This is a genomic window from Nocardia sp. NPDC056064 (assembly GCF_042266925.1).
GTDB lineage: Bacteria > Actinomycetota > Actinomycetes > Mycobacteriales > Mycobacteriaceae > Nocardia.
In genome coordinates, this window is record NZ_JBHJWO010000001.1 from 182806 (window position 1) to 194412 (window position 11607).

General features: G+C 71.3%; 10 protein-coding genes. 5 read left to right on the plus strand and 5 right to left on the minus strand.

Going from position 1 to position 11607, the window contains the following annotated elements:
* Positions 1–52: 52 nt before the first annotated feature.
* A complete protein-coding gene (locus tag ACFC06_RS00945; RefSeq protein ID WP_375926212.1) occupies positions 53–1084 on the plus strand; it encodes a hypothetical protein in 1032 nt (343 codons plus the stop codon).
* Positions 1085–1533: 449 nt separating this feature from the next.
* Here the strand turns inward: ACFC06_RS00945 and ACFC06_RS00950 are convergent, their stop codons facing one another.
* Complete coding sequence (locus tag ACFC06_RS00950) at positions 1534–2130, minus strand: hypothetical protein (protein ID WP_375926215.1); 597 nt, start codon at positions 2128–2130, stop codon at positions 1534–1536.
* 371 nt (positions 2131–2501) lie between these two features.
* Between ACFC06_RS00950 and ACFC06_RS00955 the strand changes: the two genes are divergently transcribed.
* Together ACFC06_RS00955 and ACFC06_RS00960 are read left to right on the plus strand one after the other, a co-directional pair.
* Positions 2502–3224, plus strand: coding sequence for an NAD(P)H nitroreductase (locus ACFC06_RS00955; RefSeq protein ID WP_375926217.1), 723 nt, complete (start codon positions 2502–2504; stop codon positions 3222–3224).
* A 54-nt stretch (positions 3225–3278) separates the two neighbouring features.
* On the plus strand, positions 3279–4277 hold the full coding sequence (locus ACFC06_RS00960) for a zinc-binding alcohol dehydrogenase family protein (protein ID WP_375926220.1): 999 nt from the start codon (positions 3279–3281) through the stop codon (positions 4275–4277).
* Positions 4278–4287: 10 nt separating this feature from the next.
* Here ACFC06_RS00960 and ACFC06_RS00965 read toward each other — a convergent pair whose 3' ends face one another.
* The gene (locus tag ACFC06_RS00965) at positions 4288–5148 is read right to left on the minus strand and encodes a universal stress protein (RefSeq protein WP_375926223.1); all 861 of its coding nucleotides are present in this window, start codon (positions 5146–5148) and stop codon (positions 4288–4290) included.
* Between the two features lie 26 nt (positions 5149–5174).
* The gene (locus ACFC06_RS00970; protein WP_375926226.1) at positions 5175–5729 is read right to left on the minus strand and encodes a hypothetical protein; all 555 of its coding nucleotides are present in this window, start codon (positions 5727–5729) and stop codon (positions 5175–5177) included.
* Positions 5730–5870: 141 nt separating this feature from the next.
* On the opposite strand from ACFC06_RS00970, the gene ACFC06_RS00975 reads away from it, so the two are divergent.
* Both ACFC06_RS00975 and ACFC06_RS00980 read left to right on the plus strand, forming a co-directional pair.
* Entirely contained in the window at positions 5871–6761 is an 891-nt protein-coding gene (locus ACFC06_RS00975) for a universal stress protein (protein WP_375926229.1), read from the plus strand.
* 54 nt (positions 6762–6815) lie between these two features.
* Entirely contained in the window at positions 6816–7832 is a 1017-nt protein-coding gene (locus ACFC06_RS00980) for an Acg family FMN-binding oxidoreductase (protein ID WP_375926232.1), read from the plus strand.
* Here the strand turns inward: ACFC06_RS00980 and ACFC06_RS00985 are convergent.
* Positions 7800–9071: a PucR family transcriptional regulator gene (locus tag ACFC06_RS00985; protein ID WP_375926235.1), complete on the minus strand. Its 1272-nt coding sequence runs from the start codon at positions 9069–9071 to the stop codon at positions 7800–7802. The two genes, ACFC06_RS00980 and ACFC06_RS00985, sit on opposite strands and share 33 nt — an antisense overlap.
* Before the next feature lie 219 nt (positions 9072–9290).
* The gene (locus ACFC06_RS00990) at positions 9291–11465 is read right to left on the minus strand and encodes an MMPL family transporter (RefSeq protein WP_375926238.1); all 2175 of its coding nucleotides are present in this window, start codon (positions 11463–11465) and stop codon (positions 9291–9293) included.
* Positions 11466–11607: the final 142 nt, after the last annotated feature.

The window sequence follows — 11607 nt, forward strand, 5'->3', positions numbered from 1 at the left end:
GTCGGCCGAACGCTCGACAGACGAAACCGTCGATGCGCGCGAGACTTCGAGTATGTCGATCCGAACAGCCACCGGGTGTCTCGCGCCGCTGCTGATGACTCTGCTCGTCTCGTGCTCCGGGATCGACCTCGTCGGTGACGGCCCCGGCATCGCGGCCGGGGCGAAGTGTGTCGATGCGCGCGGGGCGAATTCGACGATCGAGGAAGTGGTCGACGCGATGATGAACGCGCCGTTCACCGACCCGCGAACCGGAACCCGCACCAGCGTGGCGGAGCAGGCGCGGGCGATGGTCGACACGTTCGAAACCCTGACGGACTCGCCGCTGGGGATCGACACCTCGCCGGAGGGCGTCCGAGCCGAGCTCGTCGAGCAGTTGTACACGGCCGTCCCGTCGGGTGGCGACGCGCGCTTCGCCGCGGCGGTCTGCGGCTACGACGCCTCGGTCCTGGGAAGACTCGGGATGATGTGGCAGGACGAGCAGTCGGTGGCCACCACGCCGCATCTGCTGCGCGCCAGTGGCCGCATGGTGTGCGGTTCGATCGGCGGCGACACGGCCGACGCCTATCTCGCCGACATCGACGAACAGGCGGCTGCCGCCCAGGCCGACCCCCGGCGCTTCGTCGACGGCGAAATCCAGACCATCGAGAAGGTCCTGGAGGGATGGAACGACGATCCCGGGCAATCCGAGACCGCCCGGCAGATCCGGACGGACTTCGAGAACTCGGCGCGGATGTTGCGGGAACAGGATCCCCAGCGGATCGCCGACGGCCTGAAGATGTTCCGTGACTTCCAATGGCTCGCCGTCGAACATCTCTGCCCCGCGACGAGTGTGCTCGGCTTCGGCGAGGTCTGCGGGGAGGTGCCGTCACCACTCGGGCACGCGCCGATGACCGTGCGCACACATTCGGGACCGGTGGACTGCGCGCAAGCGCTGCGGATCGTCCGGACGTTCACCACCGAGGGACGGGCCGCGATCTCCCCGTGGACGTGCGCGTACAACTCCGACGCCGACACCGGCGAAACCGTGATGATGTACTGCCACAGCGACCAGGCCCGCATCGTGATCCCGCGCCGCCCCGCGTAGTGCGGCAGGGTCTGTGCGACTCGCCTGGACGAGCGCGGATCGGTCGGGCGGGTGGGGCGGGTGCGTAGGGTTCGGGGTCCGGATCGCCTGGCCGAAAGGGTGCGCTGATGTGGACGAGGATTGTCGCGGGCAGTGTCGCTGTGATCGGGATCGGGATGGGTGCGGTTGTCGTGAGCGCCGGTGGGGTGGCGCAGGAATGCGCGCGTGACGCCGGGGCGGGTGCGTGTGGGGAGGTGGCGCAGGAGCCGTCGCCGCGGACCAAGACCATCACTGTGACCCGGGCACCGTCGGGGAAGCAGACAGCGTCACCTTCCGGGAAGCGGACGGCTACCCATACCAAACCGCCGATGTCGGAGGCTCCGCGCAAGACCGTCACCAAGACGAGTCCGCCCAGCCGGTAGCGGGCCGTCCACGGGGCACCCGCTGCGGGGTGCCCCGTGGAACGGGACTCAGGAGGGCAGCAGGCCGTCGGCGATGATGGCGCCGATGGCCGTTCCGGCGACTCCGCCCGCCACGAATCCGCCGCCGATGGTGGCCGGGCCGGCGGCGCCGAAGGTGGGGAACGCCGCGATGGTGCCGAGCAGGGCGCCGAAGATCGCGCCGACGGTGAAACCGGTGGTCTCGATGAGCACTCGGATGTCGTTGTCGCCCTCGGGGCTGCGCAGCACCACCGGCTGACCGGCGCCGGAACCGGCGGGCCGCGGAGCGGGGGCCGCCTTGCCGTTCACGTGGGTGACGGTGAGCTTGAGCTTGTGGCCCTCCTCGGTGATCTTCGGCGTCAGCGTGAACTTCTTCCCCTGGATCTCGAGCGTCAGCGGCCACTTGTCGACGACGTCACCGTCGTCGTTGGTGACCAGCACCTTGATGCCCTTGCGGTTGAGCGCGAACTCGCCGTCGGCCAGCCGGACGACCACACCGGTCCGGTCGCGGGTGTGCCCGACGGCGTAGGCGATCCCCTGATGGTTGCCGGCGGCGATCTGCTGCACGAGTTCGAGATCGCTCAGGTCGACCTTCTTGACGGTGGGAGCGAGTTGAGGAGCAGTCATCGTGTGTCCGTTCGTCGTCGGTCCGAGAGTGCGGCGCGGGGCGGGAATCGCACCGCGCCGCGCTTCGAGTGTGGCAGTCCGGCGGTCGTTCGGATCACGTTTTCCGCCGAACACGATCCTCCAGAACGGGCTGAAAATTCTTGTGCTGGAACATGATTCGCGAACTGGTCGGTATCGGCTCGCGGTTGCCGGGGGTCGGCGATGCCGCGTTCGCCGGCCGGGTACCGGGTCGACGGGCGGCTGAAGTCCTTTCAGGAGGGGTCCTCGTGCTCTTCTCGGTGGTGGGGCCGCGGTGTCAGGGTGGGTGGTGGCGTCGATGGAGGGCGGACATCATGGACCGGGATTTGCCTGATGGCGGCACTGTCCGGGCGGTGCTGGCGCTTGCCGGGCGGGCGCCGTCGGTGCACAACGACCAGCCGTGGCGCTGGCGTCTGGCGGGGCGCGGGGTCGACTTGTATCTCGATCCGGATCGCGTGTCGCCGGTGAGCGGTCCCGGCGCACGGGACGTGGTGCTCGGCTGTGGTGCGGCGCTGCATCACCTGGCGACGGCGTTCGCGGCGGCCGGGTGGGCGAGCGTGATCCATCGGCTGCCCGATCCCGCGGACCCGGATCATCTCGCGGCGGTGACGCTGGTGAGTCATCGGCCGACCGAGCAGGAGATCGCCATGAGCGCGGCGATCCGCCGGCGCAGGACCGATCGTCGCCGGTATGCCGCCCGGCCGGTTCCGGCCGGTCATCTCGGATTGCTGAGTGAGCGGGCGCTGGCGCTGGGCGCGGTCCTGCGGCCGGTGGCCGCTCCCGTGCCGAGGCCGGACCACGCGCGGCTGCTGGTGCTGAGCACCTCGTCCGACGACCGGATGTCGCGGTTGCGGGCGGGGGAGGCGTTGAGCGCGGTGCTGCTGACCGCCACCAATATCGGACTGGCGAACTGCCCGCTCACCGATCCGCTCGACATCTCCGGGGCGACGATGCTCGACGGCACCCGCTGTCCGCAGGCCTTCGTTCGCGTCGGCTGGGCGCCGACCAGCGATGAGCCGCTGGTCGCGACGGCACGGCGGCCGGTCGAGGATCTGCTGATGCCCGCCGAGACCTGAGCCGCGTGGTCCTACCATGGGCGGTGGGGCACGACACGATCATCGGAGCCGGCGATGCGGATATGGCGAGTCGAGCGACCGGGCCCGGTCGGGAGTGGGCCGATCGCGATGGCGGAGGAACCCGTCCCGGTGCCGGGGCCGGGGGAGTTGCTGGTGCGGGTGCTCGCGTGCGGGGTGTGCCGGACCGACCTGCATGTGGTCGAAGGGGATCTGCCGGTGCGTCGCCGTCGGGTGACGCCGGGGCACGAAGTGGTGGCCGAGGTGGTGTCGGTGCCGGACGGGTGCGACGGTGTCGCCGTCGGTGACCGGGTCGGGGTGCCGTGGCTGCGCCACACCTGCGGGGTGTGCCGCTACTGCCTGCGCGGCGCGGAGAATCTGTGCGGGCAGTCGCGGTACACGGGCTGGGACGCCGACGGTGGCTACGCCGAATTCACCACGGTCCCTGCCGATTTCGCGTTGCCGCTGCCGGTCGGGTACGGCGACGAGGAGCTGGCGCCGCTGCTGTGCGCCGGGATCATCGGATATCACGCGCTGGTCCGCGCCGAGGTCCCCGACGGTGGGGTGCTGGGTATCTACGGATTCGGTGGCAGCGCGCACCTCACCGCGCAGGTCGCGATCGCCCGTGGCGCCCGGGTGCACGTGATGACCCGGGGCCGGGCAGCGGCGGAACTCGCCATCGCCCTCGGTGCGGAGTCGGCGCGCGGACCGGCCGATCCACCGCCCGAGCCGCTGGATTCGGCGATCCTGTTCGCTCCGGTCGGCGAGCTGGTGCTGCCCGCTCTGGAGGCGCTCGACAGCGGCGGCACCCTCGCGATCGCCGGAATCCATCTCAGCGACATCCCCGCGATGAACTATCAGCGCCACCTCTTCCGGGAACGTCAGCTGCGCAGCGTGACCTCCAATACGCGAGCCCAGGCCAGGGAATTCCTCGACCTCGCCCGACACCACCGGCTCGCGGTGTCCACCCACCGCTACCCGCTCGACCACGCCGACCGGGCCCTGGGCGATCTGGCGGCGGGCCGGTTCGACGGGGCGGCGGTGCTGGTGCCGTGACGCGCGGGCGTCAGGGCTTGGTCTCGGGCCGGGCGACGATGAGCGGGCAGTCGGCACCGTGCAGTACGGCGTGGGCGACCGAACCCAGCGTCATCCCCACGAAACCGCCCCGCCCGTGGCTGCCGACCACGATGAGCTGGGCGTCCTCGGCCGCGCCGAGAACGGCGGCGGCGGGCCGCTTCTCGACGACGACCCGTTCGACGGCGACATCGGGATACTTCTCGGCGTAGCCGGCCAGGCTCTCGGCCAGCAGCGCCTCGGCCTGGGTCTGCATCGTGGGCCGCGCGTCGTAGCGGAAGAACTCCGACCAGGCGTGCACCGCGACCAGGCGGGCGTCGCGGCGGGCGGCCTCGTCGAAGGCGATCGCGACCGCCTCGGCACTGCACTGCGAGCCGTCGACACCGACGACCACCGCGCCACGGGTGCCGGGGTCGGTCTCCGGGATCACCGCCAGCGGGCATTCGGCGTGCCGGGCCAGCGAGGTGCTGACCGAACCGAGCAGCGTGCGCCGCAGCGCACCCAACCCCCGGCTGCCCACGACGAGCAGCAGCGCCGACCTGCTCTGCTCGCGCAGCACGGCGACGGGCGGACCCTCCTGCGCGACGGTCGAGATCGTGACATCGGTGTGCTCGGCGGCCTGGGTCGCCGCGGCGGCCACCACGGACTCCCCGTGCGCGCGCAGACGTTCGGTGTCGAACAGCGGCGCGACCACGCCGGGCCCGAAGTCGACCGGGACATCGATGGCGTAGACGATCCGCAGGGGTGCGCGGTGCCGGTGCGCGTACTCGGCGGCCCAGCGCAGGGCGACGCGCGACTGCTCGGATTCGTCGACGCCGACCACGACGCAGCGGTGCGGGTTTCCAGTGGACATGACGGGTGCCTTTCTCGGTGCCGGGATCAGTTCGCCGGGAGTGCGGATCGGGTCGTGGCCAGCTGCGCGGCCCACCGGGTGGCCCGGGCGAGTTCGCCGGTGCGCAGTGGTCCGGTCATGCCGTCGACATAGAAGTCGGCCGGGGGCACCACCAGCTCGTAGCCGAGGCGGCGCAGGCGATTGCCGATGCCCTTCGCGGCCGAGCCGGGCAGCCACGGCGGTCGGGCGATCTTGGTGCCGAACGCGGCGGCGAAACGCGCGGCGGGCAGGGGCAGCGCGGCGTCGAGCCATTCGCGCACGCCGACGCCGATCTCGACCGGGGCATCGGTGCGGTCGGCGGCGTCGCGGCGGGTCGCGGCGCGGCTGAGCCCGAAGGCATGGGTCGGGGCGCCGACCACGAGCAGGTCGACCTGGGGCGCGGGCTTGCTCGCTGCCACGGCGACCGGGCACATGATCACCTCGACGTGCGGGCGCAGGCCCGCGGCGACGGCTTCGGTGACCGCGGCGGTGTTGCCGAACATGGATTCGTAGACGATCAGTGCGCGCATCATCTTCCTCGATTCGGTGTAGGGCGCGATCACACTCACCAGCCTCGCGGGTGCGGCCGGGCCGGGGCAGGGGCGAAGGTCCACCCGGACGGGGACCTTGGCCCCTGACCGGGCGGCCCGGACACGACGATGCTCGAAGTCGACAGGGGATCGTGACAAGGAACAGGAGCGATGATGAGCGACAAGGAACACCGTCCCCCGCTCGTGCTGGCCGCGGTCGACGGGTCGTCGAGCTCGTATCAGGCCGCGGCGTGGGCGGCGGCCGAAGCGGCCCTGCACCACCTGCCCCTGCACCTGCTCACCTCGGGCGCGATCCAGACCGGGATGGGGCCGGGCATGTCGCTGGGCGAGGCGGATCTGGAATGGCTGCGCGACGACGCCGAACGGGTCGTCGGGGAAGCCGAACGGGTCGCGCGCGACGCGGTACCCGACCAGGACCTCACGATCACCACCGAGGTGAGTTTCGAGCTGGCTGCGCCGCTGCTGATCGAGCGGTCCCGGGACGCGCGGATCCTGGTGGTCGGCTCCCGCGGGCTCGGCGCGTTCCAGCGGGGACTGCTCGGCTCGGTCAGCCGCGCGGTGGCCCAGCACGCGCACTGCCCGGTCGCGGTGATCCACGGTATGGCGGCGATCGATCCGGTCTCGGCGAAACTGCCGGTGCTGGTGGGTGTCGACGGCAGCGCCAACAGCGTGCCCGCGGTGGAGCTGGCCTTCGACGAGGCCTCCCGGCGCAAGGTCGAGCTGGTCGCGCTGCACGCCTTCAGCGATTCCTCCGCGCTGGATCTGCCCGCCTTCGGCTGGGAGGTCGGCAGGCAGACCGCCGAGGCCGACCTCGCCGAGACCCTGGCCGGCTACAGCGAGCAGTATCCGGACGTGCCGGTGCGGCGCATCGTCGTCGCCAACCGCCCGGTGCGGTCGCTGCTGGACGAATCGATGTCGGCGCAGCTGCTGGTGGTCGGCAGTCGCGGCCGCGGCGGGTTCTCGAGCATGCTGCTCGGGTCGACGAGCAACGCGCTGCTGCATTCGGCGGAGATCCCGACTATCGTCGTGCGCGACCGTCGCTGACGAGACGATCGAGCTCCCCTCCGGACTGTTGCCCCTGCGACGACGAGGTGCGTGATGACGATCGAGCAACACCCCGGCCCCGCCACCGTGCGCGCGGTGTTCGAACGGGCGGCGCGTGCGCCCTCGCTGCACAACAGTCAGCCGTGGCGGTGGCGCTGGGACGGCAGCACCGCCGAACTGCTGGTGAACGCCGAGCGGCTGCTGCCCGCGACCGACATGTTCAACCGGGAAGGCGTCCTCGCGTGTGGGGTGATGCTGCACCACGCCGACCTCGCCTGGGCGGCGGCGGGCTGGGAGTCGCGGGTGTCGCGCTTTCCCGACCCGTCCGTCCGCGCCCATGTCGCTTCGCTGGAACCCCGGAATCCGCACCCGCCCGGCGAGGCCGAACTACTCCTGGGCCGGGCTGTCGATGCCCGCTACAGCGACCGGATGCCCATGGAACCGCCGCCGGAGTGGACGACCACGCCGCGGGTCCTCGAGTTCCTGGGTGACCGATCACAGACGAAGGTGGTGGCACTCGATGCCGCGGGCGTCGGCGAACTGGGCCGGATCTCGCAGCTGACCGGGCGGCTGCGTCGCTACGACCCGCGCTACGGCACCGAAATGGCGTGGTGGACGGCGGGACCCGAGCATGGTGACGCCGGGGTACCCGCCGACGCCAGGCCCTCGGCGGCCGACCGCGCACAGGTCCCCGTCGGCCGGGAATTCCCCGCCGGGACCGCCGCACCGGCCGAGGCGGGCGGCGCGGACGCGGCCCGGGTCGTGGTCCTGTGCACCGACGGCGATGCCGCCGCCGACCTGCTGGACTGCGGGTACGCGCTGTCGGCGATCCTCATCGAGTGCACCACGCAGGGCCTGTCGACCTGCACCGTCTCCCACATCACGGAACTCCCCGCCGCCCGCACGATGCTGGCCGAGCTCGTCGGCCTGCCCCACCCCCAGGTCCTGGTCCGAATCGGCACCGCCCGCACCCCACCGCCCCCACGTACACCCCGTCTCCCCCTCGACCGAATTCTCGCGGGGGAGACGGGTCAGGGGTCAGGCCGAGCGGGTGGCGGGGAAGCGGGGTAGCGCCGGGCGGGGTGGGGGGCGGTGGGTGGTGCGGGGTGGGGTGTGGCCGGACTGGAAGCTGTGGGCGATCATCGCCGAGCGCAGTTGCCACAGGCCGGTGGACTGGCCGGGGTCGAGGCCGGTGAGCTGGGCGACGCGGCGCAGGCGGTAGTCGACGGTGTTGGTGTGGATGTGCAGCAGGCGGGCGGTGCGCTGGCGGTTGAGGTTGTTGCCCAGGTGCACTCGCAGCGTCTCGTAGAGGTCGGGGTGGGCTTCCAGCGGGGTCAGGAGTTCGCCGAGGCGGGCGCGGCCGGGGCCGGGACGGGTGAGCTGGTACTCCAGGGCGAGGTCGCCGAAGCGGAACAGCCCGGGCGGGCAGGCGAGCCGCTCGACCATGTCGAGGACCTCGTGGGCGCGCTGGGCGGCGTCGGGGATGCCCGCGGTGGCGGCGGGGACCACGGCCGCGGAGATGTCGACACGGGCGGCCTGGGAGAGGTTCTCGATCAGGGTGTCGAGGGCGTCGTCGGGCAGCAGATCCGCGGGGATCAGCAGGGTTCCGCCGTCGACCGACAGCATCGACAGGGCCCGCTCGCCGCAGTGCTGGGCCAGCGCGGTCTGCACCCGGCGGAGCTTGCGACGTGCGACGACGGCGCCGTCGAAACGCGGATCGTGCTCGTCGGGATGTTGCGGGAGCGACAGCGCCAGCACCGAATACGCCTCGGCGACCGGAACTCCGCACTCGCGGGCCGCGGTTCCGGTCGGTCGCCCGGCCAGCAGCATCGAGACCAGGGTGTGCACGGCGGTGTGGTGTTCGGCGGCGACATCGCGGTGCTCGCGGACATAGGCGCGGGTCACGGTGGTACACAGCAGATCCGAGATACGCATGGAGGTGCGGAATCCGTCGACCAGGGCGCCGGGATCGGATTGGGCGCCCGCTTCGTGCACGAGTTCCAGGCTCAGGCGCAGACCTTCGTGGAAGGCGTGCAGGATGGCGTCGATCGGCACGCCCTCGCGGGCCCAGCCCTGCGCGATGACCGAGAGCCGGTCGAGCTTGCCGGTGACCTCGGCGCCATCGATGAGACCGCCGGCGATCTCCAGGCACATCCGGGTGACGGAGGTGACGTCGCCGGTGATCGCGTCGCCGGGCAGGGTGCGGCAGACGGCGACGTTGTCGAGGAAATGATCGACGAGCTGACCGGTCAGGGTGGGCACATCGCGCAGGGGCCGCCACATCGGCGCGCCGTTCAGCTGGATCGTCATCGTTGACTCCTTACTTCCACGCCGCGGTCCGGACGGGCCCGATCGGCGGTTCTGCTCCGGAGGCGACGCGCACTGCTCGTCGCCGAAGCGGGGACGCCTCCGGTGTGTTGGTGATCACGACTGTAGGGTGAGCGGCCGCTCACCTTCTACTCTTGTTTCGATCATGTGTCGCCGAGGGCTTTGTGAGGCGCTGAGCTGCGGTGATAGCGGATGTGCTGGTCAGTCGAGCGAATTGGAACGCGCCTTTTTGGGAATTGTGCTCAGTTTTCTGCCGGGGTTCCGTGCCGGTGTCCACCAGCACCGCTCACCGAGCAACCGCATCGTCGCGGGGACCAGCAGCACGCGCAGCACCGTCGCGTCGATCAGCAGTGCCGCGACCAGGCCGAAGGCGATGTATTTCATCATCAGCAGTTCCGAGAGCGCGAACGAGCCGGTGACCAGCAGCAGGATCAGCGCGGCGGCGGTGATGATGCGACCGGTCTGGGCCACCCCGGTCCGGATCGCCACGGTGGTGGACGCGCCCGCCGCGCGCGCTTCGACGATCCGCGAGAGCAGGAACACCTCGTAATCGGTGGACAGGCCGTAGATCACCGACACGATCACCACCAGCACCAGCGCCATGATCGGCTGCGGGGTGAATCCCAGGGTGGCGGCGCCGTGCCCCTCGACGAAGATCCAGGTGAGGATGCCGAGGGTGGCGCCGAGGCCGAGCAGGTTCATCGCGGCGGCCTTGAGCGCGAGCACCACCGACCGGAAGGTCAGCGCCAACAGCACGGTGGTGGTGAGGAAGACGAACGCGATCATCAGTGGCAGCCGGGTGATCAGCGCGTCGATGCTGTCTTTCTCGATGGCGGGCTGGCCGCCGACCAGCACGATCGTGCCCGGCGGCAGCGGCATCGAGCGCAGGTGTTCGATGGCGCGATCGGCGTCGGCGGAGTCGGTCAGGACGGTCTGGGTGGTGAGGACGCTGGGCTGATCCGGCCAGCGCATCAGCTCCGGGAACGGCGCTGCGATCCCCGGCGTCCGGTTGGCGGTGGCGAGCACGGTGTCGGCGGCGCGGGTGTCGAGGCTGATGACGACGAGGTCGATCGGATTGATCCGGCGCAACGGGAACAGTTCGTCGAAATGCTGCTGGGCCAGGCGGGTCGGGTCCGCCGGGGGCAGGAACCGCTCGTTGATGGACCCGAAGGCGAGGTGCTGGATCGGCGCGGCGAGCAGCAGCAACCCGAGACAGACCGTGCCCGCTACGGCCAGTGGCCTGCGCATCACCGCCCCGGCCACCCGGCCCCACAGGTTCGTCCCGGCACGCTCCCGGTCGGCGCGGCCGCGGAACCAGCGCACCCCCAGGCGGTCCACCCGGCGCCCGAGGACGGCCAGCAGCGCGGGCAGCACCGTCAGCGAGGTCAGCGCGGCGACGGTCACGGTGATGACGGCGCCGTAGGCGAACGAGCGCAGAAAACCCTGCGGGAACACGAGAATGCCCGCCGCCGCCACGACCACGATGACCGCGGAGAACAGCACGGTGCGCCCCGCCGTCGTCACCGCGCGCCGCACCGCCTCCTCGACCCCGTGCCCGTCGGCCAGTTCGTCGCGGAAACGGCTCAGGACGAACAGCCCGTAGTCCACGGCGAGACCGAGCCCGATCATCGAAACCACCGGTGAGGTGAACGAATTCACCTCGGTGACGGTGGTCAGCAGCCGCAGCAGACCCCAGGCGGCGCCGACGGTCAGCCCGCCGACGATCAGCGGCAGCGCCGCGGCCACGACACCGCCGAAGAAGAGGTACAGCAGGATCGCCACGAGCGGGATCGCGATCACTTCCATGCGGCGCTGATCGTTGGTCATGGTGTCGGTGAGCGCGGCGCCGACCGGCTGGGCCCCGGCGACCTCGACATCGACCCCGGGGATGGTGAGCGCGGCGGCCACCGCGCGGAAGTGGCGTAGCTGGGTGGTCGTGTCGTCGCCACGGATCGCGATCGAGGCGAAGGCGTGGGTGCGGTCGGCGGTGCCGAAGACCTCCGGGAGGGCCACGCCGGTCTCGGTGGGCCAGTACGCGCCGTTGATCCGGGCGATGTGCTCGGGAAAGCGGTGCGGCAGTGCGTCGAGTCCGCGGACGACGGTGGCGGCGAAGTCCGGGTCGTCGATGGTGGTGCCCGGCGGGGCGTGGACCAGCAGCAGCACGTCGCTGCTGTGGTCGCGGCCGAAGGCGCGGTCGCGGACCTGCGCCGCGCGCACCGATTCCGAGCCGGGATCGTCCCAGCCGTTCGAGCTCAGATCCGCGCCGAGGCCGAGCCCGTAACCGCTCAGTGCGAGCAGGGCGGCCGTCATCGCGACGAGCACGGTCCAGCGGCGTCGGACCACGACATCGGCCCATCGGGTCAGCTCGGCGAACACGGGTTTCTCCAGTCTCTGGGCGGGCCCGTGCCGTCCGGAGGCCGGTCCGCGTGGGCCGAGGACGAGTCCGACGCACGATACGAGCGGGGCCCGCGGAATCGGCCGGGAAATCGCGAGACTGCGGTCGATCACAACGCTCGGC

Bases quoted from the DNA above. Each gene is read 5' to 3' on its own strand.
- ACFC06_RS00960 (WP_375926220.1), top strand. From the start codon at position 3,279: ATGCGGATATGGCGAGTCGAGCGACCGGGCCCGGTCGGGAGTGGGCCG.
- ACFC06_RS00965 (WP_375926223.1), bottom strand. From the start codon at position 5,148: ATGTCCACTGGAAACCCGCACCGCTGCGTCGTGGTCGGCGTCGACGAA.
- ACFC06_RS00985 (WP_375926235.1), bottom strand. From the start codon at position 9,071: ATGACGATCCAGCTGAACGGCGCGCCGATGTGGCGGCCCCTGCGCGAT.
- ACFC06_RS00945 (WP_375926212.1), top strand. From the start codon at position 53: ATGTCGATCCGAACAGCCACCGGGTGTCTCGCGCCGCTGCTGATGACT.
- ACFC06_RS00980 (WP_375926232.1), top strand. From the start codon at position 6,816: ATGACGATCGAGCAACACCCCGGCCCCGCCACCGTGCGCGCGGTGTTC.
- ACFC06_RS00975 (WP_375926229.1), top strand. From the start codon at position 5,871: ATGAGCGACAAGGAACACCGTCCCCCGCTCGTGCTGGCCGCGGTCGAC.
- ACFC06_RS00950 (WP_375926215.1), bottom strand. From the start codon at position 2,130: ATGACTGCTCCTCAACTCGCTCCCACCGTCAAGAAGGTCGACCTGAGC.